Below are 26405 nucleotides of genomic sequence, written 5' to 3'. Positions count from 1 at the left end.
TATGCGCAATCAAATATTAGCACATAATCATATATTTAATTTGGATCCCAGGATTAAGATTTTAATGATGCTCATCGTTTCATTGATTGCACTGACAGGTGGTACAACGGGTCATGAAATTGTACTTAGACTCATCGTCATGTTGATACCTGCACTGTTACTTATCTTAGCCGGTAAATATAGCTACGGCATCACATGCACAGGAATCATTACATTAGCATGGTATGGTGAGGCATTTGTAGTCATTGAAGGACAACAGCAAATTGCCACGCTGCTTATCTTCGTACCATCAGGCGTTATTACACGCTTTTTACCGTCCCTTGTTATGGGATATTATATATATACAACAACGCAAGTTGAAACGTTGATTCTAGGCTTAGAGCGTATGAAAATACCGCGGAAAATTACGATTCCAATTGCGGTGATGTTTAGGTTTCTACCGACCATTAAAGCCGAGTCATCAGCTATCAAAGATGCAATGAAAATGCGAGGTATTTCACTACGTTTAGCCTTCAAAAAACCTATGGTATATATTGAATATCGCATTGTTCCACTATTAAATAGTGTTATTAAAATAGGAAATGAATTAACAGTAGCTTCCGTTACACGAGGATTGAATCTAGTATATAGCAGAACATCAATCATTGATTTGAAAATACGTTGGTTTGATTGGCTGTGCGCTATTTTAATAATATTGCTTGGCACGACTTACTATATCTTGTGAGGTTGAAATATGATTGAAATACAAAATTTATCGTTTAACTACGCCAATGGAGATCAAGTATTAAAGGAGATAAACCTGACCATACAAAATGGTGAGGTTATTTGTTTAACTGGTGCTTCTGGTTGTGGAAAAACGACTTTGACTAATACTTTAAATGGTATAATACCGCATTTTTATCATGGAGATATCGAGGGAGATATTGTGATCAATGGTGAATCTGTTTTAGAACAATCTGTCTATGAAGTTTCCAAAAAAAGTGGCTCAGTATTTCAAAATCCGAGATCCCAATTCTTTTGTTTAAACACAACGAGTGAACTTGCATTTGAACCAGAAAATTATGGTACGGATCCTGAACAAATTAAGAATAATATTGAAGCAAGTACTCAAATGTTGCGTATGCGCCATTTGTTAGATAGAGAAATCTTTAATCTTTCCGGTGGTGAAAAACAATTAATTGCATGTACAGCTGTGCAGATTCAAGGACATGATTTGATTATCTTGGATGAACCTTCATCTAATTTGGACTTTAAGACCATCATCAAATTAAAACATATGTTGGAGATATGGAAAAGTGAAGGTAAAACAATCATTATAGCTGAGCACCGTTTACATTATCTTATGGACGTAGTAGACCGTTTTGTAGTATTAAAAGATGGCATGTTGAGTCAGATTTTTTCCAATGCATCGTTTAATCAACTTACTCATGAAGCTTTGTATGATTTAGGTTTAAGAGCAACTCATCTTAGACAAATCATGCCAAAGCCAACACGAAATGAATCACAAGGTCAATTAATCATGAATGATTTTCGATTTAAATATAAATCCCATCTACCGTTATCATTAAATATCCAGAATTTAGAGATTCCTAAAGGTAAAGTGACTGCCATTGTGGGGCATAATGGTTCAGGCAAATCAACGTTTGCGCGATGTTTAACCGGTATTGAACGTAAATTTAAAGGACATATCATACATGAATCAGAAATTTGGAATCATAAACAAAGGTTAAATCGTGTCTATTTAGTGATGCAAGATGTTAATAATCAATTATTTGCAGAGCGTGTAGATGAAGAATTGAAATTAAGTAATCATGATTTAGACGACGCCACAATTCAAAAACGTTTAAGGCAATATGCTATTTCGGAACATATAGACCGTCATCCGTTATCACTTTCTGGTGGTGAAAAACAACGACTCGCTATCGCGTCAGCTGTAGAAACTAAGCGTGATATACTTATTTTTGATGAACCTTCAAGTGGTTTAGATGGCGCACGTATGCGTGAAATGAGTGAAATTATTAACCATTTAGCAGATTTAGGACATACTATATTTGTGATTACACATGATTATGAATTATTGTTAGCATGTGCAGACGAGGTGTTGCATCTTGAGCACGGTTGTGTGAAACAACAGTATGCAATGGATATAACACATTTAGCAGATATCCAAAATTTTTTCGAAATTTAAAATATAATGCAAAAAAATTCCTGAGGATTTGTATAGCCTCAGGAATTTTTTAATTAATGGAAATCATGACATATAAAATTGAATGTGAAGAGAGCGTGAATTGTAATGGATCTTTAAAGTAATGCATCTCCAGTTTACTAAGTGGGTAGTTAGCGTTATCAATTGCAGAAAGAATATTTTTTGCAATATAACTATGTGCTAAATCGGAAGGCATCAATTGTGTAACCATGCCATGTTCCTTATTAATTAGACGTGAAAAAATTGGAAATGATTTAATAAAATTATGATGAATACGAATAATAAGGGAAGGTGTTGTTTGCTCATTTAATAGCATTAAATGGTATTGTGTATTAGTTTTCGCGATAACTACATTTGGCATTAGTGCGCATTTGCAGTTATAGAAACTTTCTAGAAAATGATATATATGCACAATAGGCATGTAGCTACTATATTGATTGACTAACATAAGGCAATTGGTATTGTCAGAATAATAAGCATAGCCAACACCACCAAAAAGTGTATTTGTTTCGATCAGGAATTGTGTTAATAACACATGAGTGTCCTGGTTTGAGCGATTGAAATATTCTTTGAGTGCAGTATGTGTGATATGGTTTAAAATCAATTTTTTGGCATACATAGGCCCAAGATGTTCGCAAAAAAGGTCAATATTTTGTTTTAAGTTACTTTGATGAATGGATTGTGAAAGTACATGTGTCAGTAGTTTGTTAAATCTAGAAAGATCGAAATTGATATAATAAAAGTCTACATTTAACGTTTTTATCGATTCAATCATTTCTAGTATATCATTTGAGTTTTTTAGAATATTATCAATGATAATACCTATTTTTAGCATAGGGTAATTCTGCTTAAGGGTAGTTATCATCATAGGCAAATGATTGGATAAATGAGTTGTAAAATCAAATTGCAATGTGACGTGATCTAAATGATGCTTTATTTCAGTTAACAGATTTTTTATTGGAATTGCAATTGTTTGTGATAATGTGAAATCTGGTATTTTAAAGGTTAAATAGTAGCCGTTCATAAGTAAGTGTTGTACAACTGACAATATTTGTTGCGATTTAAGAGAATTTAAATGATTTAAATTTGTGTTTAAAATATTAATATTCACCTTAGGGAAATGCGATAAGCTTCTGTTATCGATATGTTTTTCTGAAAAAAGGAGCAAATCATTTAGATTATTTAGTTTTATAAAGGTGAAACTTGGCTCAAAAACAGTATCAAAGGATAATGTAGATAAATTTATTATTTGTTGCTCATTTGACATATGCTGTGGCGCTATTTGATTACTATTAAAATAGTCAATAAACTGCGCGCGATCGAATTTAATTTGAGTAGTCATACTTAAACAACCATCTCTGAAATCACGTACATATTTTTTAGGTGGTATATGAATATAGTTTTTAAAATGTTTGGAATATGTACTTACATTTGTAAATTGGTACTTCATTGCAACATCATAAATACTTTTATGTTCCTGAACTAAATCGAATAAAGATAAAGCAATGCGTAAACTAGAAGTATAATATTTAAAGTTCATATTCAATACATTAGAAAATAGTATTGAAATATAAGATTGTGAAATAAAAAAAGTTTCTGCAACTTGCTTTGTGTGTATTTTAGTATGAATATTTTCATGAATGTAATCTGTGAGATTTTGAAGCAATGGATGTTTTGTATGAAGTGGTGGTATGTAATACGTAGGAAGCATTACCTTAGCTTCTCTAATTAAAAAATCAATAATATTAGATATATAATTAGTTACAGCAATCTCGTCTGATATAGATTGATGTATAGGTTGTAATACTAAATTCCTGAATTGTTCTAGAAAATGAATACGATTAAAGTCGAAATATGAATTTGAGAGGTTGCTATCTTTTTCGTAAAAAAGTGGCAATGGCAGTTTTAACTCAACGACATCTTGTACGTTAAGCATTTGAAAAAGGTCCGCGTTATTAATTATGATTCCATTCTCGATGTTTATGATTGACCCATTTAAGTTAATTTTACAGGGTTTGTTTAACGGGAGCAGTACAATTATTTCATTGATACATCTTGTTAAATCAGATGTATAATGATTTCTAATAGTTAAAGAACTAATCACAAAAATCACCTTTGTTTTGATATGAAACACTCATTTTATGTAATACTGCTATTGTACAATGAGGACGTGTAAAAATGTCGGATAATAGGTGTTATTAATAAAATGATATTACAAATTAAGAAATAGTTGTTTAATTATATTTGAGACATACTTTTGCTTAAAGAAAGTAAAAGTATTAAGTCTTTAAAATAATAATTATGGATGTAGTTGGGACTATACATTCTAAGAATGATTTTTATAATTACTTACTTTATAAAAGTGCATCAACCGGGTATTAATGAGAATAAGGATTATGTTACACCTATACAAAAATAAGGCAAACTTAAGGAGCAGATATATATGGAAGATGTTGTTCTTGGAATTGACTTGGGAACGAGCGCTATTAAGATAATTGCTATTAATGAAGAAGGTCAAGTTTTAGCGAAATCAAGTGTAGAGCTGGAATTAATACAATCACAGCCTGGTTATAATGAACAAGATCCAGAATCTTGGTTTCTTGCTGTAATGAAAGGAATAGCTGCATTACTTTTGGAAGAAAACATGCAGGATAAACAGATAACAGGGGTTTCTTTTTCGGGGCAAATGCATGGCCTAGTTCCACTAGATGCTAATCAGAAACCACTAAGAAATGCGATTTTATGGAATGATACAAGAACTACAGAGCAATGCCAAATGATTAGAGATAAATTTGGAGATACATTGTTGACAAACCCAATATTAGAGGGATTTACACTACCTAAGTTACTATGGATGCAAATGTATGAACCAGAACTATGGCAAGCACTCGATGTCTTTGTTTTACCGAAAGATTATGTGAGATATAGATTAACTGGAGATATCTCAATGGAATATAGTGATGCTGCAGGCACTTTGTTATTAAACCCAGCCAATAAAACATGGGATAAAAAGATAGGGGAGCAATTATCCTTAGGAGATATTTATCCTAAATTAGTTGAATCGCATGAGTTTGTTGGTAATTTTACAGAAGAAATCAAACAAGAATTAGGATTGGATTATGATGTAGCAGTATTTGCAGGCGGAGCTGACAATGCATGTGGAGCTTTAGGTGCTGGAGTAATTAAAGAGGAACAAACATTGTGTAGTATAGGAACTTCAGGAGTGATATTGTCTTGTATTTCTGATAACAAACAAAACTTTGGAAACAATATTCATCATTTTAATCATGTATTATCAAATGTAACTTATGCAATGGGTGTGACATTAAGTGCAGGAAATAGTTTGAATTGGTTGAAACAGACGTTTTTTGACAATGAAAACTTTGATGATGTCTTAAAGCTAGCAGCACAATCTAATATTGGAGCAAATGGATTATTATTCACTCCATATTTACAAGGTGAACGTACACCGCATGGGGATGCATTTATCAGAGGTAGTTATATTGGTTTGCATGGTAAAACAAACAAATCGGATATCGCGCGTGCCACAATAGAAGGCATTACGTACTCACTTTACGAATCATATAGTTATATGAAAAAGAATCAAAATGGTAATAACCAAATTATATCAATAGGTGGAGGCGCTAAAAATAGTTTTTGGTTGCAATTGCAAGCTGACGTATTTAATGCCGAAGTAATTCCCTTAAAATATGAAGAAGGGCCAGGAATGGGAGCAGCTATGTTAGCAGCGTATGGCGTAGGATGGTTTGATTCTATGGAAGCATGTGCCGATACATTTATAGCATATGGTGAAATCTATCAACCAAATCAACAAAACCATAAACTATACCAACAATATTTTGAGGTATATCAGCAGATTTACCAACAAACACAGAATTTAACTTATCAATTATTAAATATTAAGTAAATGTAGAGTTCAAAAGAAAAAAGTTCAGAAATGTTGTCTAATACGACAGCTGATTTAAATACTATGTTTACAAATGCATACGATTTAGAGGATGCTAAAGCAGCTATGGAGCAAGCGAGAACGAATAAAAGTGGCTCTTTAAAAGTGATGGTTTATCCAAATGGTAAACCAGAATAAATAGTGAATATATAAGAAGAACTAAAGACACTGCCTGAAAGTGACTTTAGTTCTCTTTTTTATGTGTATTAAACATACACATTGTAGAATGCAGTTTTATATCAGTTATTAAATGGGTGCATAAAGTTTAATTCTGGGAATGGAATATAACTATGATGAATAACGGCATATTACTTAGCCACGATATAAAACTCGTACGCATTCTATAATTATATTATATAACTTTAAATGTATCTTTACAATATGAAATACTAACATGTTTCTAATTGATATGTATAACAATAGGAATATTTATAAAAAATTGATTTTGTTTTCATAGCGGTATTCAAGATATAGTAAAGCATTAAGTATAAAATAATAAGTTTCAGTAATGAATTTAATATTTTAGTTAAAATTGTTTTAATTTTTATCGTTAGTGATAAAGAATAAGTGAATTTGAAATGGAAGGAAAGGAGTGTTTTATTATGTATAAAGCAATTATCTTTGATATGTATGGAACAATATTTGATATGCGCTCATTAACAAATGGCTTAGATCAATTTGAGGAGCAACAAGCGGACTCAATTGCCAACTTATGGCGTCAGACGCAATTAAACCATATGTTTTTAAAACAAATTATGCAATGTTATGTTCCATTTGAGGATTTAACGAAAGATGCGCTTCGCTATGCGTTGGATGAACATGAAGTTCAATATAACGACGAAGATATTCATCAGTTATTTGAGGCTTTTTTAAATCTACAATATTTTAGAGAACTACCAAGAGTATTTTCCGATATAAAGGCCAAGAATATAGATATTGGTGTGTTATCTAATGCGAATGATAGTATGTTAATGCCTTTAGTCGACCATTCTGAAATCGGTGGTTATATTGATACGGTTATGAGTGTAAATGAAGTAAAACAATATAAACCAAGTTATGCGAGTTATGCTCTGATTTTAAAATATTATCAATTAAAACGTGACGAAATATTATTTGTTTCAGCTAACTCTTGGGATGTTACAGGAGCGGCTAGTTTCGGATTTGATACTGTATGGATTAATCGCCAACACAGTAACTTTGATTTTAATGGTCAAACACCTACGATAACTGTAAACAGTTTGAATGAATTAGTGAAGTGGTTGGAAATGCAATATAAATAATCATGTGGATACAAGATAGGGATTTTGATATATATGAAGAGTGATTTAAATAAAAAAGGGAATAGTTGACACCAAAAACTAATGTTGGATTTGTCAGACCATTCCCTTTATTTAAGTATGACTATATTTATTCTGAGCTAGTTAGCGCTATTTAGATATTGTGGTAATAGTTGTATATATAAATTGATAAATGTTAAATAAGTATCTTTATATACATACTCGTCAACTTGATGTGCTTGTCCAGTTTCACCTGGGCCATACATCACAAACGCGAAGGATTCGTCTTTATCTTTCATTAAATAAGATGCGTCTGTAGTTGCAGTTGATGAAGTAACGTCTAAATCTCTATTAAAGTATTCATCACCTAATGATTTGGCTAATTTTAAGAAATCATTATTGCCATTTGTGTAAACTGGATTACGATTAACGTACGGGTCAATTGTAATTTCTCCATTATCTTCTGTAGCAACTTTGTCTTTTATTTGATTGAAAAGTGCTTCGAATTTTGTATTATCAAAATCCGGAATTGTACGCATATTAAATAGTGCTTCTGAAAATTCTGGAATAGAATTAACTTGGTCACCACCGTTGATGACAGTTGCATTCATAGTTGGTGTACCTAATAATTCACTATGAACATCAACTTTGTTATATTCAGCATTTAAATAATGAATGAAATCGACGAGTGGATTGATTGCATTAAATCCTAATTCAGGCATAGAACTATGCGCAGATTTTCCTTTTGATGTCACCCGAATATCCATAGTTCCTTTATGAGTATATACAATACCATCTTGAGAAGGCTCAGCAATGAGTAATGCATCGACATCATCCATGTAGCCTTTATCATGCAGAAGGGCAGCACCGTTACTTGTTACTTCTTCGCCAGCTGTAGCCATGAAACGAATTGTACCTTTGTTTAAAGTGCCAGCAGCTTTGATTTCAATTAAGCTGATTGCTAATGCGGCAAGCCCAGATTTCATATCAGCTGAGCCACGACCATGTAGTTTACCTTCATTATCTTCAGTAAGTTTAAATGGATTGTAATGCCATTGATCTGTATCACCAGTTGTTACCACATCCATGTGTCCAGAAACACCAACTACAGGCTTACCATTGCCTACCTCAGCCACAAGATTAGCGCGTGAATCTTCACCATCTAATTTTAATATTTCTGATTGAATGTCGTATTGCTTGAAGAGTTGTTGTAAGTAATGTGCAACATCGAGTTCTTTTTCGTTTACAGATTGGATTTCGATAATATCTGATAATATTTTCACACGTGCTTCATTAGAAAGTACAGACATGTAAACACTCCCTTTTCTAGTTATATAATCCTCTCTACCACTTTAATGATTTTTTAAAACTTGAGTGAAAATATAACAGTATCAGTTTATGGAAATACTGTACTTTTAACTACGAAAATTTACTTACCTCTAATTGATAAAAAGCCAAATCTAGCCATTGATCAAATTTATAACCTACGTTTTGTATTGTTCCAGAATGTTGAAAATTAAATTTTTTATGCAAATAGATACTACTATCATTAGTAGCATCAATTCCAGCAACTAATGTTTTATACCCTTTATCGTGTGCATCTTGGATAAGTGTTTTCAGTAACATTGAGGCAATACCTTTGCCTCGATGTTGTTGGTCTACATAAATAGAATGTTCAATAGTATACTGATATGCTGGCCAGTCACGAAATGAACTGTATGTCGCAAATGCAATGGCGCTACCTTTTTCTTCATATACAAAGATAGGCTCGTTATTTTTGGTCTTTTGTTTAAACCAAAGTCTACGTGATGCAAGTGTTTGAGGTTCATAAGTATAAACTGCAGTTGTATTTAAAATGGCGTCGTTATAAATGTCTAAAATATTGGGCAAATCTGAAGTGTTTGCTAGTCTAATCATATTAGTCTCATCCCATCCGTTAGCTTTTATATTTGTATTAATTATTGAACTACGATTTTTAGAATGATGCAAATATGTGCTATACTAACTATGAAATTAGATGGAGTAGAAAGTGAAAGGAAGTTACATAAGTATGAAAAAATGGGGTAACCGTCTCATTACAGTGGTTGGTGTGTTATTAATATTGACGGCAATTTACTTATTTGCTAAGCCGCATATCGATCAATATTTTACTGCGAAAGATAATGAAAATAAAATAGAAAATTATGATAAGGAAACATCAAAGCATAAAGAAAGTAAAGCTGAGATTCCTAAAGATAAATCTAAGATGGCTGGATATCTATCGGTGCCTGATGCTAAAATAAAAACACCCGTATATCCTGGACCAGCAACGCCTGAACAGTTAGACAGAGGTGTTAGTTTTGCAGAAGCGGATGAATCATTAGATGACCAAAATATTTCAATTGCCGGCCATACATATACAGGTTCATCGGATTATCAATTTTCAAATTTACCTGAAGCAAAAAAGGGGAGCAAAGTGTATTTTAAAGTTGCAGGTGAGCAACGAAAATATAAAATTACAAAAATTTATGATGTAAAACCAGAAGATGTCAAAGTGTTGGATGAACAACCTTCCAATAAAAAACAATTAACGCTGATTACATGTGATAACTACAATGCACAAACTGGTAAATGGGAAGATCGTAAAATCTTTGTCGCACAGGAAGTTGCATAATTTAAAGATAACCGTTGAAAATCGAATAGATACTATATGAGTGATTTTCTACTCGATTATTAATAAAAGTGGACATATGAAGAGAGCTAGGACAGGAGTCCTAGCTCTCTTTACTATTATTGATCAATTACATTTACAAAACGTTTCGTAATGTCTTTTGGTCGAGTGATTGCGCCACCAACAACAGTACAATGAACGCCTAGATCTGTTACATTTTTATACATTTCAGGTGTAATCACGTTTCCTTCTGCAATGACTTTTGCATTAACATGTGCTAATACATCTTTTAAAAATTGGAAGTCATTCTCATATAAAATATGACCTTTAGTATATGAAGTATAACCACGTAATGTTGTACCGACATAATCAAAACCGAGTTTGTCAGCATTTTGTGCTTCTTCCAATGTAGAAATATCAGCCATAATTTCTACATGTGGTGCTTTTTCACGAATATAGGCAACCAAGTCTTCAAGTGATTCTTGCGGACGTGTTTGTTTTGTCGCATCTAATGCAATAACTTCACATTTACTCTCAATGAGTTCATCCACTTCTTTACTTGTAGCAGTAATGAAGACGTCAGAGTTTTCATAGTCACGTTTGACAATGCCAATTACTGGTAGATCTACTTCTTTTTTTATTTCAATAATATCTTCTTTAGAATTTGCTCTGATACCCACTGCACCACCTTCATACGCAGCTAATGCCATTTTAGACATAATAAATGATGAATGTAATGGCTCATCAGGTAGTGCTTGGCACGAAACAATTAATCCTTGTGGTAACATATGTACACACTCCGTAACTTTTATAGATTTAGTGAATTTAGTTGTATATGATATGTATTTTTAATATAACACTAAGAAAATATTAATCAATAGTTTTCGTTGATGTGAAAAATATTTTCATCTATACTGTGTTTAAGCTAAATGCGAAAGTAGGGGAATATATGAAATTTGATAATCGTGTTCAACGTTACTATCACTTATTTACTAAAACCGATAAACAAATTGTGGAATATATACAAAATAACAACTTTGATGATTCTTTTTCCACGATAAATTCATTGGCATATGCGATTGGGACGTCGCCAGCAACCATTACACGTTTTAGTAATAAGTTGAATTATGATAATTTTCAGGATTTAAAATTTAATTTGCAACAGGAAATGACGGAAAAAGTAATAGAAAACAGTCCATTGATTCAACGCATTCATAAATATCATCAAGATATTATTCAACAAACAGGGGAGTTTATTTCAGACGAAAAAATCCAAAATTTTGTTAATCAAATTATGCGAAGTAGACAGATTATTTATGCTGGTTTAGGAAGTTCTGGGTTGTCAGCGACAGAATTTTATTATCGTATGATGCGTATGGGCCTTAAAGGAAATGTCTCAACTGACGCCCATCAAATGAAAATATTTGCATCTTTGCTGACGACAGCTGACACATTTGTTGCTATATCGAATAGTGGGGAGACAGAGGAATTAATTGCAGCGGCAGAAGTCGCACATGCACGTGGTGCCTATGTCGTAGTAATAACGAACTTTGAAGGGAGCACCTTAACTAAGTGTGCCGATTTAGTACTGATCACAACGGATCAATCGAGAATTAATGATACGAGATTTATAAATACGCAGATAGCAACATTATTTTTAATTGATATTGTAAGTTATGTATTATTAGATGATGATTACATGCACAATGTGTATCAACATACGAAGAAAACGATATTGAATGAATAGCTATTATCAACGAAATAAAACGCGTTCTATCAAAGTCAAAGGTGACTACTGATAGAACGCGTTTTTGTTTAAAATCTTGAAACTGCGCCGAAAAGTGAAGCGTGGTTTTGTGTTTGAGTGGTCTTAATGTTGGCGTGACCGTAGTCAGGTGGTAAGAATTGTTTTATTTTTGGAACGATATAGTTCAATAAAGTCTCACCTTGAGCCGAAATGCCACCACCAATTAAGATGACACCTGGATCATAGATGATTTGTACTTGTGCAATACCTTCAGCCACATCATAGCTCCATTGCTCTAAAATATTTAAGGCAAGTGGGTCTTGTTGTTCTGCTAATTCAAATAATTTAGGGACATCATCTTTAAATTGGAAACCGTAATCTTGCATTCGTGTTTTGAGTGCCGATGTTGAGGCACGTTGTTCGAATGTTAACTGGTCTGAATGACGATACAGTAAGTAGCCAATTTCATTTGCACGATGACGTTCACCATTATATAAACCCAACGCTTGATTATAAAATGCGCCGCCAATACCTGTTCCAAGTGTGAGACAAAATATATTTTCAGCATCATAATGATGGAATTGTAGTTCACCTAATAATGCGGCATTCACATCGTTAAAGACATCGACTTTGGCATTCAGGGGAGCTAATAATTCGTGGAAATTTGTACCCATAAAATTAGGGATCGTTGGTCCAGTATAATCAACAATGCCATTCGTTTCATCAATGACACCCGCACTAGAAATACCAACATACAGTGGTGAAAGTGCATGTTTATTTTGAAATTGTTCAACAATTGCATACACTTTATCTACTATAAATTCATTTATATTATCAGGAGTGGCAATCTTTTGATAGTCAACAAAATTCAATTTTTCATCTAAAACCGCCGCTTTAATATCGGTTCCTCCAATATCAATTGCTACTCTATAATTCGTCATGTGGTTCGTCCTCCCGTATTTTATTCATTAATAGATGTATCACTTTTTAATTTAAAAGTGAAGTCATAATAATCATGAAAAATATTTTCAATGAATTTTAGTATAAATGATGAATTTTTTCAAAATGCTATTGATAGTATTCATGGTAGCGTTTACAATTTGAACTGTAAATAGCAATTTACGCATTGCTTTAAGGTGTTAATTAAGTTCAAGAAGCTTAGATTAGAATACAAACATTGAAAATATATGGAGGGTTATCTCATGGAAGAGAAATTAAAAGGGTTATATGCAGCATTATTGGTACCATTTGATGAAAATGGTCAGGTGAAAGAAGAAGGATTAAAACAAATTGCCAAAAATGCTATCGAAACTGAAGGCTTGGATGGATTATATGTTAACGGCAGTTCTGGTGAAAATTTCTTAATTAGTAAAGAACAGAAAAAACAAATCTTCAAAATCGCAAAAGAAGCAGTAGGCGATGACGTGAATATGATTGCGCAAGTAGGATCATTAGACTTAAACGAGGCTATTGAACTTGGCAAATATGCCACAAAATTAGGTTATGACGCGATTTCAGCAGTCACACCATTCTATTATCCATTCTCTTTTGAAGAAATTAAAGATTACTACTTTGAATTAATTGAAGCTACACAAAATAATATGATTATTTATGCGATTCCTGATTTAACAGGCGTTAACATTTCAATTGAGCAATTTGGAGAACTCTTTAATCATGAGAAAGTAATTGGTGTGAAATATACGGCACCGAATTTCTTCTTATTAGAAAGAATTCGTAAAGCATATCCGAACAAATTAATCTTATCTGGTTTCGACGAAATGTTGGTACAAGCAGCAATTTCTGGTGTGGATGGCGCCATTGGATCAACATATAACGTAAATGGTAAACGTGCTAGACAAATTTTTGAAAAAGCTCAAAGTGGAGATGTTGCTGAAGCATATGCCATTCAACATGAGACAAATGACATTATTGAAAATGTATTATCTATGGGTATTTATTCTACACTCAAAGAAATTTTAGCAACTCGTGGTATTGATGGTGGTGTTCCTAAACGCCCATTCAAACCATTTAACAAAGAAAACAGAAGCAAATTAGACAAACTCATCAAAGAATATAATTTATAAGACGTAAGGTAAGGGGATGAAGTAAATGGAGCAGATAGGTTTTGGTACATGGAATTGGGTAGCAGTTATAGTATATCTCTTGATTATGTTATTAATTGGTGCGTATTTTACAAAACGTGCTAGTCAAAACACCGATAGTTTCTTTACTGCGAGTGGACGTTTACCTTCATGGGCAGTAGGATTCTCTATTTATGCAACGACATTAAGTGCAATTACATTTATGTCGACGCCAGAAAAAGCTTTTTTAACAGATTGGTCATATATTGCAGGTAATATTGCTATTGTAGCGATTATTCCATTATTGATTTATTTCTATGTGCCTTTCTTTAAAAAATTAAAAGTTACATCAGCATATGAGTATTTGGAAGCAAGATTTAGCCCTAGTATTCGAGTAATTGGATCATTACTCTTTGTACTTTTCCATATAGGAAGAGTGGCAATCGTAATTTATTTACCAACGTTAGCAATTACAGCGGTTTCTGATATTAATCCATATGTAGTAGCGAGTTTGGTAGGTATTTTATGTATACTTTATACGTTCCTTGGAGGATTTGAAGGTGTAGTATGGAGTGATTTCATTCAAGGTGTGATTCTGTTAGGTGGAGCAGCAGCAATCATCATCTTAGGTGTTACACATATTCAAGGTGGTTTAGGTACTGTTGTAGCTGATGCCCTTGAACATAAGAAAATTATAAGTGCAGACAACTGGAAATTTAATGCCGCAGCTGCAGCGATTCCAATTATTTTCTTAGGAAATATTTTCAATAACTTACATCAATACACAGCAAGTCAGGATGTTGTACAACGTTATCAAGCATCTGAATCCATGAGTGAGACGAAAAAATCACTGTGGATGAATGGGGTATTAGCGTTGATTTCGGCACCATTATTCTATGGAATGGGAACAATGTTGTATTCATTCTATCAACATGAAAGTGCATTGCCAGAAGGATTTAACACGTCTTCTATCGTGCCTTATTTCATACTCACAGAAATGCCGCCATTCGTTGCTGGCTTATTAATTGCTGCTATCTTTGCCGCAGCGCAATCAACGATTTCATCAAGTTTAAACTCGATTTCTGCATGTTTATCAGTAGATATTAAACACAGATTCTTTGGAAAAGGTAAAGAAAAAGATGAAGTTACTTTTGCAAGATGGATGATTATATTATCAGGATTCTTTGGTTTTGGTATGTCTATCTATCTGATTGCAGCGGATTCAAATGACTTATGGGATTTATTCTTATTAATTACGGGTCTTGTAGGTGTGCCGTTAGCTGGTGTATTTGCGGTTGGTATCTTTACTAAACGAACAAACACGGTTGGTGTGCTATGTGGTTTAATATTAGGTATTCTCTTTGCTTACATCTTTAATGGTGTCGGTGGAGGCAACTCACCATTCTTTGTATCAATTATTTCGTTCGTAGTAGCCTTTGTATTCTCTTATCTTATCAGTCTCTTTGTTCCTGATAAGAAGAAAGATATTACAGGTTTAACGATCTTTGATATTAAAGTGAAATCTAATTATGTTTCGAAAGTACATGTGAAAAAATAATAGCTAAAAGCTTATCAGTGTCTTATATGCTGGTAAGCTTTTTTGAGTTGATTTCCATATTGAAAATGTAAAATAAGTTTGACATTATTTTGAAAGCGCGTTAAAATGTAAAAAAAATTTGACATTTAGGAGTGCTCAATATGAATATGCTACTATTTGTAGTTGTATTGATTTTTTCATGTATTTGGACGGTAATTACCAATAAGTTTTTACCAAAAGAAACATTAGACCAACCCAAAGGTAGATCAAAATATGATGAAAGACAGAGTAAAATGTTTATAGAAATCCTAGCAAAAAGTTTCATTTGGCTTATGTATAGTTTGATGTTTATGGTTATACTTAGAACCTTTGGTTGGTTTGATATAGATAAGGCATTAATATCTACGTATCCAGAAATTGTCGTCATAGCAATTGGTATATTTCTCCTGGTGTTTAACTATTTAACTACGCGTTCAAAGTATACTTTCAAGGATTGATAGGATGAAGAATAAAATTAAAGCATATAGAAAACATGCAGGTGTTTCACAAGAACTTTTAAGTAAAAAAATGGGAGTTTCAAGGCAAACCATTAATGCTATTGAAAATGACAAATATGACCCATCATTAGAATTGGCGTTTAAACTTGCTAGATTATTTGGTGTAACAGTTGATGAATTATTCTCATAGATTGAAGGCCTGTGTGTTTTTTCAATCACTAGGCAAATTATTTTGAATTTAAACTATAGAAGTATAATATATAGCTATTAAATTTGTAACAGAGTGAGGGAAATTGTATGTCTACATTAGTAATAATTGCACACCCAGATATTAGTAATTCGACAATTAATAAAAAATGGCGCGATGCTTTATCTAAAGAAGGGGAATCAGTAACGGTTCATGAAATTTACCCTGAGTATCCACATGGACGAATTGATGTTGAAAAAGAACAACAATTAATCGAATCGCATAATCATATTATTTTTCAATATCCGTTATATTGGTATAGTTCACCACCGTTAATGAAACAATATTTGGATGAAGTCTTTACCCATGGTTGGGCGTATGGATCTAAAGGGAATGCTTTAGCGGATAAGAAGATTGGCTTAGCAATTTCAATAGGGTCTGTTGCTGAAGCGTATGAACCTGAAGGTAATGTTAAGTTTACGATAGATCAATTAGTAAGCCCGATGATTGCGACGACACGTTTTGTCAAAGCGAATTATGTAGGTGCACACAAATTATATAGTGCTTTTACAATTACACCAAGTCAGTTAGAAGATAATACGCAAGCTTATTTGGATTTTGTTAGACAATTAGATAACTAAATATAAAGTAATGCTATAAGTGGAAGTAGTGCTTGAGGTTGAGACAATATGTATCTTGATGTCATTCACTATTTCCACTTTTTACTATTTAGGAAAATGATGTCCTAATAGATTTACTTTGAATCAAGCACTATTGTCGATATAATAAGAGTATACATACAATTAGGAAGATTTGAGGGGACTTTATGATAAAAGCAATTGCGGTTGATATGGATGGTACATTTTTAAAAACTGATAAAACATACGATGAACCACGTTTTGACAAGATTTTCCAACAATTAAAAACAAACGATATTAAATTTATAGCAGCAAGTGGCAATCAATACGCTAAACTGAAATCAATTTTTGGTGAAAGAGACATGTACTTTGTGGCTGAAAATGGGGCGGTCATTTATGAAGGGGAGACCCTATACGATCATCAAGCATTTGATCGAAAATTGTATCAAGACATCGTTGACTATTTAAATATTACACGTGGAATGAATCATTTAATAGTATGTGGCTTGAATAGTGCATACATTTTGAAAGATAATCCAGAATCATTTAAAAAAGATGCGCATTTTTACTATCGTCAATTGGAGGAAATTGATTCGTTACAAGATTTACCGGAAGATGATTATGTGAAAATTGCCTTCAATATTAATAGACAAACCCATCCAACGTTAGATGAAGACCTCCAGAAGCACTTTGAAGGGAAATTAGAATTTGTGTCCAGTGGGCGTGATAGTATTGATATCATTATTCCAGGTGTGACTAAGGGGCATGCATTAAAACGTTTATTGAAGATATGGGATTTAGAGGCGGATGCGTTAATGGCTTTTGGTGATGCGAATAATGATTATGATATGTTGAAACTTGCAAAACATAGTTATGTCATGGAAAACAGTGATGATAAATCATTATTTGATGTGGCTAATCATGTAGCACCTTCTAATGATCAACAAGGTGTTTTGAGCGTCATTGAATCAGAGGTATTAAATAAATAACATCAGGTTGCTAATGATGTAAGCGACGTGTACTTTTAATTGAATAAAGGTACACGTTTGTTAGTTGTACTTTGAACATATCATTGTAATATGATTTATAAAATGTCTATACTAACTAATGTAAATTTAATATGGAAGGTAGAGGATGAAACGATGACTCAAATGCAACAAACAATATTAGATGCTTTTCATTTTAGACATGCTACAAAACGTTTTGATGCTAATAAGCATATATCTGACAGTGACTTTAATACAATCCTCGAAGCGGCTAGACTTTCACCAAGTTCGCTTGGATTAGAGCCGTGGAAGTTTTTAGTGATTCAAAATCCAGAACTGAGAGATAAATTGAAAGCAATCAGTTGGGGGGCGCAAGGACAATTAGAGACGGCGAGCCATTTCGTATTGATACTCGCACGTAAAAACGTGACGTCACAGTCTCCGTATGTACAACACTTGTTGCGAGATGTGAAACAATATAGTGAGGAAAGCATTCCTGCAACTGAAAAGAAATTCGACAATTTCCAAACGAATTTCCACATTAACGATACAGATTTATCGTTATTAGAATGGGCGAGAAAGCAAACGTATATTGCACTTGGAAATATGATGACTAGTGCGGCATTGTTAAACATCGATTCTTGTCCAATAGAAGGTTTTGATTTAGATGCAGTCACAGATTTCTTAACTGAGGAAGGTATACTAGATTCAGAGCATTTTGCACCTTCTGTGATGGTTGCATTTGGCTACAGAGAAACTGAGCCTAAAGCGAAAGTACGCCAATCACAAGACGACATTGTTGAATGGTTAGAATAAAAAAATAAACCTTGGTACAGTCATTTGAAATGTACCAAGGTTTTATTTTTATAAGTCTTGAGCATTTGTATGGATTAAGTTTTTATACCATTCAAATGAATCTTTTTTAATATGTTGTTTTGTTCCGTTACCGTAATCATATTTATCTACATAGATGAAACCATAACGCTTAGCCATTAATCAGCGACGAGGGATTCATCACTGTGAATGCTTATTTCGAATCCTTCTGGTCCGATTAAAGTTTCTGATTGTGCATTTGGTTTATAGATGTCAACATGTGATAATCCTAAACTATGGTTATTATCTTCACGTTTTGCATTAGATTGCCAAGTATTCGCTGCAATGTGATGATGATATTGTTGCGTAGACATAAATAAGGCTTGTGGAAAATCTGAAATGTGTGCGAAACCAAGTCGATTAATGTAAAACTTACGTGCATCTTCTAAATCAGCCGTTTTCAAATGTAAATGGCCAATTTTGGCATGGTCTGGCATACCTTGCCAACAACTTTCACTGCGTTGTGCAATTAAATCATTGGCATCGACGGCTAGGGTGTCCATTTTCACTTTTTGATCATTCCAAATCCATTGTGTATGAGGGCGATCATAATAAACTTCAATGCCGTTTCCCTCAGGATCTGCAAAATATAAAGCTTCACTTACGAGATGGTCGCCACCACCTACTTGAACACCTAAGTTAGAAGCGTGATATAAGAAATTACCTAAGTCTTGTCGTGTGGGCAATAAGTATGCAAGATGGAATAAACCTGCTTCTCTCATAGAAGGACGTCGTCCATTTTCAATTTGTTGTAAAGTTAATGTATGACCGTGTTTACCAATTTGAAAAACGACATGTGTGTTTGATTGTGTATTAATAGATAATCCTAAAACTTGTGTATAGAAATTTATCATATTTGATAAATCTGAAACATTTAAAGTGATATTTGTAACTTGTGTAGCTTGTTGGTTATGAAATGTCATGTGCTTGCTCCTTATCCGTGGTTCATGTATTAATAATAGGTACAAGTAGAATATTAGTATAAAAAATATACTAAGTCAATATAAAGTATTTGATTATGATACTTAATAGTGTATTGTGCACTTCTTTTGTATAATGAAACTATGCAAAAGTGAAAAATAAAAGCTTAGGAGCGTTTATATGGCACATTATTATTTTAAAGAGAATTTTTTCAATGCGTCAAAATCGGCTATTGATGTATTCAATGCCAATGATGAAGCAGTCTATACGTTGCAACTTTTTTATACATCAACTGCACAAGAAACAATGGCTTATCTTGGAAGTAATAAACAAAATTTTGAAATTACAGATGGTAACGACACATATCGTGTCTTACAAGAACGTACGATTAGTGGCGCATTTAAAACCCCATTTAAAACAGTATGGCAAGTTGAGAAAAATGGCGAAAGTATTGGTGAGTTTCGCTCTAAAATAGGGTTCAAACCTACAATGCTGTTTGAAGGAAATAAAGGAGACGTACTCAAATATCAATCTGGTTTTTTCTCAAGAAGTGTACAAGTGACTGATGATCATCATAATCTTATGCAAACCAAGTCTGAACGTTTTAAGTTAGCATCACGTCACGATATAGATATTGAAACAGAAACCTATCATCCAGCGATGTTGATATTATTGTTCCAAGTGTTTTACGAGTATCAAGAGCAACAACGTAAAAATTCAAATTAGTGATATTGAGTCTGGGGCATAAGTAGATGTCTCAGACTTTTTGTCGGAGTGGGACAATGAAAACTATTTAGAAAATTAGGTTTCTGTTCCACTCATTGATTATTGGAAAAGCACAGGGTGTGTTTTGTGTGTAAAATAGCATTTATATTTACAGAAGTTGACTTGTGGTAAAATATGAACATATCAATATAATGGTTTTAATTTTTGAAGTAAATGAGACCATCAATATATAGAAAATGGGGGGTGGATATATGAATGTATTCTTGAAATTAGGATGGTTTTTTAAGCAACAAAAAGGTAGTTATATCATTGGTCTAATTACATTACTCTTGATTGCTATTATTGAAATAGTACCGCCTCAAATTATAGGACGTACCATTGATGAAATGACAACGAGTAAATTAACACCACAAAAACTAACGATATACCTAATCCTATTAGCGCTCGTCGCAATTATTACATATATCCTTAGGTATATATGGCGATTATCAATATTTGGCACAAGCCAGAAGCTAGGGAAAATTTTAAGAACATATCTTTACCAAAAATATACGGAAATGAGTGCCATTTTTTTCCAAAACAGACGTACTGGCGACTTGATGGCACATGCTACGAATGATATAAGAGCAGTACAAAACGCAGCCGGTGCTGGTATTTTGATGATTGCGGATTCATTAATAACCGGCGGAACAGTTATTATAACGATGGCAGTAACGGTAAGCTGGAAATTGACATTGATTGCCATGATTCCGTTGCCATTTATGGTGTTGTTGACGAGTATTTATGGTTCTTTATTGAGTAAAGGATTTAAAAAAGCACAAGCAGCATTTAGTAAATTAAATGATAAAACGCAGGAAAGTGTTGCTGGGATAAAGGTGACGAAAACATTTGGCTATGAAACGAGTGATCAAGCAGATTTCAAAACTTTAAGCGATGATGTTGTAGCAAAAAATTTGAAAGTCTCAAAAATAGATGCACTTTTTGATCCGACCATTACTATAGTCATTGGTGCCAGTTACTTTTTATCAATTGTATTTGGTGGGCAAATGGTCAGCCGTGGGGAAATAACATTAGGACAGTTAATTACTTTTACTGCATATTTAGGTATGCTTGTTTGGCCACTGTTGGCGCTTGGTTTATTTTTCAATATTATTCAAAGAGCTAAGGCATCATATGAGCGTATTGATGAGATAGGTCAAATTCCCAATGGTATTGATACAACTTATAAATATGATGTACAGCCACATGGTGATATTACTTTTAATATTGAACAATTTCATTTCCCAGGAAATGAAGTGCAAGATATACACGATATTCATTTTACAATTGAGCAAGGCACAACGATAGGTATAGTTGGTAGAACGGGTTCTGGAAAAAGTACACTTATCCGATTGTTGCTCAGAGAATTTGATACAAAACGAGTTAATGATATTACATACGGTGGTGCACCTATTCGTGATTATAAAATTGAAAAATTGCGAGCACAATTCGGCTATGTACCACAAGAACATTTCTTATTTTCGACGACATTGCGTGACAATATTGGTTTTAGCCAGGAATCCGTAGAAGATAAACAGATTTATGAAGCGAGTCGTTTGAGCTATATACATGATGATATTATGTCATTTACAGAAGGATATCAAACAGTTGTAGGAGAACGAGGTGTGTCATTATCAGGAGGGCAAAAGCAGCGTGTGTCAATCGCAAGAGCATTGCTCGTTAATCCTGAGGTGCTCATTTTAGATGATGCGTTATCGGCTGTTGATGCACAAACGGAAGAGGCAATACTAGCCAATCTTGAGCAAAATAGACAAGGTAAAACGAATATCATCACAGCACATAGAATGAGTGCAATTAAACATGCAGACCTCATTATTGTCATGAATGAAGGAACGATTATAGAACGAGGTAATCACGAGCAATTGATGCAAAAACAAGGATGGTATTTTGAAACGTATCAATCTCAGGTATTACAGGATCAACTGAATCGCAACTTAGACCAATTGACGAAAGGGGATGAATAACATGACTGAGCATGCTAACTTAACAGCTAAAGAACAAGGCAGTGCGCTAATCAGGTTATTTAAATATACACTACCCTTTAAATGGACAATTGTCTTGGCGTTTATCACGTTAATTGTGTCGACGATAGCTAGTATGTTGACGCCTTATATGGTTAAGATATTTATCGATGATTACTTAACACCGCGCCATTTTCCTAGAGATACTATGATATGGCTTATGGTTATCTTTATAGCTATACAAATTATAGGGGCGCTCGCGCTTTATTTTAGCCAATATTTATTTCAATATTTAGCATTTAAAGTGATTCAGCAATTACGTATTGATGCATTTAATAAATTAGGGAAGCTGGGTATGAAATACTTTGATAAAGTGCCGGGTGGTAGTATTGTATCGCGATTAACGAATGATACGGAAACAATTGTCGATATGATAGTAGGCGTATTTGCAACATTTATTATGGCATTATTCATGATGGTTTCAAGTTATATTATGATGTTTATATTAGATGTTAAATTAGCTTTGATTGCCTTAGTATTTCTTCCAATCATATTTCTCATACTTGCAACTTATCGAAAGCATTCTGCATATTTATTCTCTAAATCTAGGCAGCGCCTTTCTGATTTAAATTCAAAATTAGCTGAATCTATTGAAGGTATGAAAATTATCCAAGCTTTTAACCAAGAAAGACGGTTAAAACGTGAATTTAATGATATTAATGACGAACATTACCAATATATGCTGAAAACAGTGAAATTGGATAGCTTATTATTACGTCCAGCCATCAGTTCCATTTCAATCTTTGCGGTTGTAATGATACTCGGTTACTTTGGGGTGATAAGCTTTACTACAGGTATAACAGCTGGCATTGTCTTTGCATTTGTACAATATATGGAACGATTTTTTGAACCGATAAACCAGGTTAGTCAAAATTTAAATATTTTACAACAAGCGCTTGTTTCGGCTAGTAGAGTATTTGCGCTGATTGATAATGATACTTATGAACCACAGCAACATGTAGAGCAACATTTAGAAATTGTGGATGGTAAAGTTGAATTCGAACATGTCAGTTTTAGTTATGATGGCCAGACAGACGTATTAAAGGATATTAGCTTTACCGTAAATCCTGGGGAAATGGTGGCACTTGTAGGCCATACAGGATCTGGCAAAAGTTCAATTATAAATCTATTCATGCGTTTCTATGAGTTTACACGTGGTGATATTAAAATTGATAATCATTCAATAAAGGCATTACCAAAATCAGAGTTGAAGTCTAAGATAGGCTTAGTGTTACAAGATGCATTTATCTTCTATGGAACAATCATCTCAAATATCAAACTGTATCACCCAACAATGACATTTGAACAAGTACAAGCAGCTGCAACTTTTGTACATGCAAATCATTTTATTGAAAAATTGCCAAAGCAATATGAATATAAAGTCATTGAAAAAGGTAGTGCGTTTTCAAGTGGAGAGCGTCAATTGCTTGCCTTTGCTAGAACAATTGCTACAAATCCTAAAATATTGATTCTTGATGAAGCAACTGCCAATATCGATTCTGAAACAGAAGCGCAAATTCAAACATCATTAAATGATATGAGGCAAGGTCGTACAACAATAGCTATTGCACATCGACTATCTACCATTCAAGATGCTGATCAAATTATAGTGCTCAATAAAGGAGAAATAGTTGAAAGAGGTACGCATAATCAATTAATTGAAGAAAAAGGGATTTACCATAATATGTATTTATTGCAAAATGGATAATATAAGAGGGACTAAAACAATGATGAAGTTTTAGTCCCTTTTTAATGTTGAAATTATCATTTATAACTTAAAGCTATTGCACGCTAACTATATAAAGAAAATTGAATTGCACTTTATAATACTAATCAACATATACGTCTTGATAAGATTCATGTTTTTCAATCACATGTTTAGCGAAAGGGCATGACGCAGTTACTTTTAAATTGTTGTCACGTGCATAATCGACGACGGCACCAACTAATTTTGAGCCGATACCTTGTCCACCAAGTTCATCAGGAACGCCTGTATGATCAATGTCTATTTGGTTACTACCCTGTTGTTGAAACGTAATTTGTGCTTGAGGATTGTTTTCATTTTCACCTATATAAAATTTGTTTTTGCCTTGTTTAATTTCAGCCATACTAACACCCCTATTATTTTATCTTGCTTATTAAATATCACATTTTTAAAAATTTAAACAACTGTGAAGGGCTTTAAGTTTTAAAAAATAAAATAGATAGGTCAAAAGCATTGAAAAATGTGGAAAATAAGTTTATAGTTTTAACGGAATAATTTCGATTTGGAGGGGCGTTTTTTGAAGAAAATTATAATACTCGTATTGACATGTGTAATAACAATTGTAGTGAGTGCATGTGGAAATATGAATAAAGAAGTGAAAAAAGACGTCAGTTCTAATAACAAACTTAAAATATATACAACAGCATTTGCTTTTCAAAGTTTTACAGAGCAAATTGGGGGCAAATATGTTGATGTCGCATCTATTTATCCACCTGGTGCAGATTTACATTCTTTTGAACCAACACAGAAAGAGATGGTAAACATTGCAAAGGGAGATCTATTCATTTACTCCAATAATGAAATGGATCCAGTAGCTAAAAAAATAGCAAGTTCCATCAATAACTCCCATTTAAAATTACCTGTAGCTGAAGGTATCAGTAGTAAAGAAATACTAGAGAGTCATGAGCATGAACACGAGCATGAACATGAGGACGAAACTCATTCACATGAAGCGGGAAGTGAAGATCCACATGTGTGGCTAGATCCAGTTTTAAATAAAAAATTTGCAAAAGTGATAAAAGATGATTTAGTGAAAAAAGATCCTAGTCATAAAGCATATTATGAAAAAAACTATAAAACATTACGCGGTGATTTGGAGCATATTGACCAAGAAATGAAACATATTACAAAACATGCTAAACGTGATAAGGTTATTATTTCTCATGATTCGATTGGTTATTTAGCACATCGTTACGGCTTTGAGCAAGAAGGTGTGAGCGGCATGAACAATGAAGAACCAAGTCAAAGGGACTTAATGGATATTGTTCACCAAATTGATGACACAAAGCAACCCTATGTACTTTATGAACAAAACATATCATCAAAAGTGACTGATGTAATTCAAAAAGAGTCTCATACAACACCATTAAGTTTCCATAATATGGCTTCATTGTCAAAAGCAGAAGCAAACCAAAATAACATAAGTTATCAAACGCTAATGCAACAAAATATTAAGTCCTTAGATAAGGCATTAAATGAATAGAAACGGAACGTACATGTTTAAACGCTAGAAACACTCGCGGACAAACATGTACGTTTTTTAATATTGTAAGATTATCGTATATAATGTGTGAAATTTTCATAAAAATTGTATAATAATATAAAAAATTAATGTTATACTAAAGAAGCAATTTACAACTAAAGGGATAGGGTGTATACATTATGAATAAATTAACAAAACTAGTCGCAGTAAGTGGTACTGCTATCGTTATGCTAGCAGCTTGTGGAGAAAAAGAAGAAACAAACACATTTAAAGGTGAGCAAAGTGGTGTAGATATAACAACAAAACTTACTCACAAGGGTGACAAAGTTACTGAACAAAAAACAGAATCTGTATTAAATTATAAAGATTATGGTGTAGAAAAAGAGCAAGTTAAAGAATTATTAGATAAAGAAAGTGAAAAATATCAAAACATTGATGGTTTAGAAGAAAAAGTGAAATACACTGATGATAAAGCTATCGAATCTATAAAAGTTGATATGGAGAAAATTGATAAAGAAGAATTGAAAAAAATCGAATCTTCAGCATTTGCGAATGCAGATAAAGACAAAGATGTTAGCTATAAAAAAACTAAAAAAGCTTTAGAAAAAGCAGGATTTAAAGAAGAAAAATAAAAGCGCAGTGAATTGAAACCAAATTGTCATGTTTGATTTCAACACCTGCACTATACGAGTATTCGATTTCTAAATGTACTTTATTGAGTCATTTGGATTAATCGAATGCTTTTTTTGTTATTGGTAGCTTAGTATAAGCTAAAGGCCTTCA

General features: G+C 33.2%; 25 protein-coding genes and 2 pseudogenes. 19 read left to right on the top strand and 8 right to left on the bottom strand.

Annotated elements, in window-relative coordinates:
• The first annotated feature begins 1 nt into the window (after window position 1).
• Window positions 2-724 (top strand): energy-coupling factor transporter transmembrane component T, encoded by a 723-nt coding sequence (locus BJS11_RS03380; RefSeq protein ID WP_069994523.1) that lies wholly within the window; start codon window positions 2-4, stop codon window positions 722-724.
• A 9-nt stretch (window positions 725-733) separates the two neighbouring features.
• Window positions 734-2188, top strand: a complete 1455-nt coding sequence (locus BJS11_RS03375; protein WP_069994522.1) for an ABC transporter ATP-binding protein — start codon at window positions 734-736, stop codon at window positions 2186-2188.
• A gap of 49 nt (window positions 2189-2237) precedes the next feature.
• Here the strand turns inward: BJS11_RS03375 and BJS11_RS03370 are convergent, their stop codons facing one another.
• A complete protein-coding gene (locus BJS11_RS03370; RefSeq protein ID WP_245167061.1) occupies window positions 2238-4142 on the bottom strand; it encodes a helix-turn-helix domain-containing protein in 1905 nt (634 codons plus the stop codon).
• A gap of 507 nt (window positions 4143-4649) precedes the next feature.
• On the opposite strand from BJS11_RS03370, the gene xylB reads away from it, so the two are divergent.
• The 3 genes and pseudogenes from xylB to BJS11_RS03360 all read left to right on the top strand — a co-directional run bounded on the left by xylB (window position 4650) and on the right by BJS11_RS03360 (window position 7453).
• Window positions 4650-6134 carry a xylulokinase gene (xylB, locus tag BJS11_RS03365; RefSeq protein ID WP_069994520.1) on the top strand — a complete coding sequence of 495 codons (1485 nt, stop codon included), beginning with the start codon at window positions 4650-4652 and terminating at the stop codon, window positions 6132-6134.
• 27 nt (window positions 6135-6161) lie between these two features.
• A pseudogene (locus BJS11_RS13525) lies at window positions 6162-6311 on the top strand (NAD(P)-dependent alcohol dehydrogenase); the annotation flags it as partial.
• A 464-nt stretch (window positions 6312-6775) separates the two neighbouring features.
• On the top strand, window positions 6776-7453 hold the full coding sequence (locus tag BJS11_RS03360; protein ID WP_069994519.1) for a haloacid dehalogenase type II: 678 nt from the start codon (window positions 6776-6778) through the stop codon (window positions 7451-7453).
• Between the two features lie 137 nt (window positions 7454-7590).
• On the opposite strand, the gene BJS11_RS03355 is transcribed toward BJS11_RS03360, so the two are convergent.
• Window positions 7591-8760 (bottom strand): ArgE/DapE family deacylase, encoded by a 1170-nt coding sequence (locus tag BJS11_RS03355; protein WP_069994518.1) that lies wholly within the window; start codon window positions 8758-8760, stop codon window positions 7591-7593.
• A 109-nt stretch (window positions 8761-8869) separates the two neighbouring features.
• Window positions 8870-9367: a GNAT family N-acetyltransferase gene (locus tag BJS11_RS03350; RefSeq protein WP_069994517.1), complete on the bottom strand. Its 498-nt coding sequence runs from the start codon at window positions 9365-9367 to the stop codon at window positions 8870-8872.
• A gap of 133 nt (window positions 9368-9500) precedes the next feature.
• On the opposite strand from BJS11_RS03350, the gene srtA reads away from it, so the two are divergent.
• Entirely contained in the window at window positions 9501-10103 is a 603-nt protein-coding gene (srtA, locus tag BJS11_RS03345) for a class A sortase SrtA (RefSeq protein ID WP_069994516.1), read from the top strand.
• A 116-nt stretch (window positions 10104-10219) separates the two neighbouring features.
• Here srtA and BJS11_RS03340 read toward each other — a convergent pair whose 3' ends face one another.
• Entirely contained in the window at window positions 10220-10912 is a 693-nt protein-coding gene (locus tag BJS11_RS03340; RefSeq protein WP_258953778.1) for an N-acetylmannosamine-6-phosphate 2-epimerase, read from the bottom strand.
• 137 nt (window positions 10913-11049) lie between these two features.
• Here BJS11_RS03340 and BJS11_RS03335 point away from each other — a divergent pair, with 137 nt between their 5' ends.
• Window positions 11050-11847, top strand: coding sequence for a MurR/RpiR family transcriptional regulator (locus tag BJS11_RS03335; RefSeq protein ID WP_069994514.1), 798 nt, complete (start codon window positions 11050-11052; stop codon window positions 11845-11847).
• A gap of 68 nt (window positions 11848-11915) precedes the next feature.
• Here the strand turns inward: BJS11_RS03335 and BJS11_RS03330 are convergent, their stop codons facing one another.
• The gene (locus BJS11_RS03330; RefSeq protein ID WP_069994513.1) at window positions 11916-12788 is read right to left on the bottom strand and encodes an ROK family protein; all 873 of its coding nucleotides are present in this window, start codon (window positions 12786-12788) and stop codon (window positions 11916-11918) included.
• A 261-nt stretch (window positions 12789-13049) separates the two neighbouring features.
• Between BJS11_RS03330 and BJS11_RS03325 the strand changes: the two genes are divergently transcribed.
• From BJS11_RS03325 to BJS11_RS03295, 7 genes are all read left to right on the top strand, one after another.
• The gene (locus tag BJS11_RS03325) at window positions 13050-13931 is read left to right on the top strand and encodes an N-acetylneuraminate lyase (protein ID WP_069994512.1); all 882 of its coding nucleotides are present in this window, start codon (window positions 13050-13052) and stop codon (window positions 13929-13931) included.
• Window positions 13932-13956: 25 nt separating this feature from the next.
• On the top strand, window positions 13957-15486 hold the full coding sequence (locus BJS11_RS03320; protein ID WP_069994511.1) for a sodium:solute symporter family protein: 1530 nt from the start codon (window positions 13957-13959) through the stop codon (window positions 15484-15486).
• A 140-nt stretch (window positions 15487-15626) separates the two neighbouring features.
• Window positions 15627-15962 carry a hypothetical protein gene (locus tag BJS11_RS03315; RefSeq protein ID WP_069994510.1) on the top strand — a complete coding sequence of 112 codons (336 nt, stop codon included), beginning with the start codon at window positions 15627-15629 and terminating at the stop codon, window positions 15960-15962.
• A gap of 4 nt (window positions 15963-15966) precedes the next feature.
• Window positions 15967-16152, top strand: a complete 186-nt coding sequence (locus BJS11_RS03310; protein WP_069994509.1) for a helix-turn-helix transcriptional regulator — start codon at window positions 15967-15969, stop codon at window positions 16150-16152.
• A 107-nt stretch (window positions 16153-16259) separates the two neighbouring features.
• Window positions 16260-16790, top strand: a complete 531-nt coding sequence (locus BJS11_RS03305; RefSeq protein ID WP_069994508.1) for an NAD(P)H-dependent oxidoreductase — start codon at window positions 16260-16262, stop codon at window positions 16788-16790.
• A 185-nt stretch (window positions 16791-16975) separates the two neighbouring features.
• Entirely contained in the window at window positions 16976-17776 is an 801-nt protein-coding gene (locus BJS11_RS03300; RefSeq protein ID WP_069994507.1) for a Cof-type HAD-IIB family hydrolase, read from the top strand.
• Window positions 17777-17929: 153 nt separating this feature from the next.
• Window positions 17930-18589 carry an NAD(P)H-dependent oxidoreductase gene (locus BJS11_RS03295; RefSeq protein ID WP_069994506.1) on the top strand — a complete coding sequence of 220 codons (660 nt, stop codon included), beginning with the start codon at window positions 17930-17932 and terminating at the stop codon, window positions 18587-18589.
• A gap of 48 nt (window positions 18590-18637) precedes the next feature.
• Here the strand turns inward: BJS11_RS03295 and BJS11_RS13255 are convergent.
• Both BJS11_RS13255 and BJS11_RS03290 read right to left on the bottom strand, forming a co-directional pair.
• A pseudogene (locus tag BJS11_RS13255) lies at window positions 18638-18766 on the bottom strand (family 1 glycosylhydrolase); the annotation flags it as partial.
• The gene (locus tag BJS11_RS03290) at window positions 18766-19569 is read right to left on the bottom strand and encodes a VOC family protein (protein WP_069994505.1); all 804 of its coding nucleotides are present in this window, start codon (window positions 19567-19569) and stop codon (window positions 18766-18768) included. The gene BJS11_RS03290 and the pseudogene BJS11_RS13255, both read right to left, overlap by 1 nt.
• A 178-nt stretch (window positions 19570-19747) precedes the next feature.
• Here BJS11_RS03290 and BJS11_RS03285 point away from each other — a divergent pair, with 178 nt between their 5' ends.
• The 3 genes from BJS11_RS03285 (at window position 19748) to BJS11_RS03275 (ending at window position 24082) form a co-directional block, all read left to right on the top strand.
• Window positions 19748-20293: a tubby C-terminal domain-like protein gene (locus tag BJS11_RS03285; protein ID WP_069994504.1), complete on the top strand. Its 546-nt coding sequence runs from the start codon at window positions 19748-19750 to the stop codon at window positions 20291-20293.
• 251 nt (window positions 20294-20544) lie between these two features.
• On the top strand, window positions 20545-22317 hold the full coding sequence (locus tag BJS11_RS03280) for an ABC transporter ATP-binding protein (RefSeq protein WP_069994503.1): 1773 nt from the start codon (window positions 20545-20547) through the stop codon (window positions 22315-22317).
• A 1-nt stretch (window position 22318) separates the two neighbouring features.
• Entirely contained in the window at window positions 22319-24082 is a 1764-nt protein-coding gene (locus tag BJS11_RS03275) for an ABC transporter ATP-binding protein (protein ID WP_069994502.1), read from the top strand.
• A gap of 121 nt (window positions 24083-24203) precedes the next feature.
• Here the strand turns inward: BJS11_RS03275 and BJS11_RS03270 are convergent, their stop codons facing one another.
• A complete protein-coding gene (locus tag BJS11_RS03270) occupies window positions 24204-24482 on the bottom strand; it encodes a GNAT family N-acetyltransferase (RefSeq protein WP_069994501.1) in 279 nt (92 codons plus the stop codon).
• 174 nt (window positions 24483-24656) lie between these two features.
• Between BJS11_RS03270 and BJS11_RS03265 the strand changes: the two genes are divergently transcribed.
• Window positions 24657-25622 carry a metal ABC transporter solute-binding protein, Zn/Mn family gene (locus tag BJS11_RS03265; protein ID WP_069994500.1) on the top strand — a complete coding sequence of 322 codons (966 nt, stop codon included), beginning with the start codon at window positions 24657-24659 and terminating at the stop codon, window positions 25620-25622.
• A 179-nt stretch (window positions 25623-25801) separates the two neighbouring features.
• A complete protein-coding gene (locus BJS11_RS03260; protein WP_069994499.1) occupies window positions 25802-26254 on the top strand; it encodes a DUF1307 domain-containing protein in 453 nt (150 codons plus the stop codon).
• Window positions 26255-26405 lie beyond the last annotated feature (151 nt).

Source organism: Staphylococcus caeli, assembly GCF_900097965.1.
Taxonomy (GTDB): Bacteria; Bacillota; Bacilli; order Staphylococcales; family Staphylococcaceae; genus Staphylococcus; species Staphylococcus caeli.
Note: the sequence above shows the minus strand (reverse complement) of the source record. Positions and strands in the feature narration are given on the sequence as shown.

Excerpts from the sequence above, each read along its gene's own strand:
- BJS11_RS03380 (WP_069994523.1), top strand. The coding sequence starts at position 2 with ATGCGCAATCAAATATTAGCACATAATCATATATTTAATTTGGATCCC.
- BJS11_RS03375 (WP_069994522.1), top strand. The coding sequence starts at position 734 with ATGATTGAAATACAAAATTTATCGTTTAACTACGCCAATGGAGATCAA.
- BJS11_RS03370 (WP_245167061.1), bottom strand. The coding sequence starts at position 4,142 with ATGCTTAACGTACAAGATGTCGTTGAGTTAAAACTGCCATTGCCACTT.
- xylB (WP_069994520.1), top strand. The coding sequence starts at position 4,650 with ATGGAAGATGTTGTTCTTGGAATTGACTTGGGAACGAGCGCTATTAAG.
- BJS11_RS03360 (WP_069994519.1), top strand. The coding sequence starts at position 6,776 with ATGTATAAAGCAATTATCTTTGATATGTATGGAACAATATTTGATATG.
- BJS11_RS03355 (WP_069994518.1), bottom strand. The coding sequence starts at position 8,760 with ATGTCTGTACTTTCTAATGAAGCACGTGTGAAAATATTATCAGATATT.
- BJS11_RS03350 (WP_069994517.1), bottom strand. The coding sequence starts at position 9,367 with ATGATTAGACTAGCAAACACTTCAGATTTGCCCAATATTTTAGACATT.
- srtA (WP_069994516.1), top strand. The coding sequence starts at position 9,501 with ATGAAAAAATGGGGTAACCGTCTCATTACAGTGGTTGGTGTGTTATTA.
- BJS11_RS03335 (WP_069994514.1), top strand. The coding sequence starts at position 11,050 with ATGAAATTTGATAATCGTGTTCAACGTTACTATCACTTATTTACTAAA.
- BJS11_RS03330 (WP_069994513.1), bottom strand. The coding sequence starts at position 12,788 with ATGACGAATTATAGAGTAGCAATTGATATTGGAGGAACCGATATTAAA.
- BJS11_RS03325 (WP_069994512.1), top strand. The coding sequence starts at position 13,050 with ATGGAAGAGAAATTAAAAGGGTTATATGCAGCATTATTGGTACCATTT.
- BJS11_RS03320 (WP_069994511.1), top strand. The coding sequence starts at position 13,957 with ATGGAGCAGATAGGTTTTGGTACATGGAATTGGGTAGCAGTTATAGTA.
- BJS11_RS03315 (WP_069994510.1), top strand. The coding sequence starts at position 15,627 with ATGAATATGCTACTATTTGTAGTTGTATTGATTTTTTCATGTATTTGG.
- BJS11_RS03310 (WP_069994509.1), top strand. The coding sequence starts at position 15,967 with ATGAAGAATAAAATTAAAGCATATAGAAAACATGCAGGTGTTTCACAA.
- BJS11_RS03305 (WP_069994508.1), top strand. The coding sequence starts at position 16,260 with ATGTCTACATTAGTAATAATTGCACACCCAGATATTAGTAATTCGACA.
- BJS11_RS03300 (WP_069994507.1), top strand. The coding sequence starts at position 16,976 with ATGATAAAAGCAATTGCGGTTGATATGGATGGTACATTTTTAAAAACT.
- BJS11_RS03295 (WP_069994506.1), top strand. The coding sequence starts at position 17,930 with ATGACTCAAATGCAACAAACAATATTAGATGCTTTTCATTTTAGACAT.
- BJS11_RS03290 (WP_069994505.1), bottom strand. The coding sequence starts at position 19,569 with ATGACATTTCATAACCAACAAGCTACACAAGTTACAAATATCACTTTA.
- BJS11_RS03285 (WP_069994504.1), top strand. The coding sequence starts at position 19,748 with ATGGCACATTATTATTTTAAAGAGAATTTTTTCAATGCGTCAAAATCG.
- BJS11_RS03280 (WP_069994503.1), top strand. The coding sequence starts at position 20,545 with ATGAATGTATTCTTGAAATTAGGATGGTTTTTTAAGCAACAAAAAGGT.
- BJS11_RS03275 (WP_069994502.1), top strand. The coding sequence starts at position 22,319 with ATGACTGAGCATGCTAACTTAACAGCTAAAGAACAAGGCAGTGCGCTA.
- BJS11_RS03270 (WP_069994501.1), bottom strand. The coding sequence starts at position 24,482 with ATGGCTGAAATTAAACAAGGCAAAAACAAATTTTATATAGGTGAAAAT.
- BJS11_RS03260 (WP_069994499.1), top strand. The coding sequence starts at position 25,802 with ATGAATAAATTAACAAAACTAGTCGCAGTAAGTGGTACTGCTATCGTT.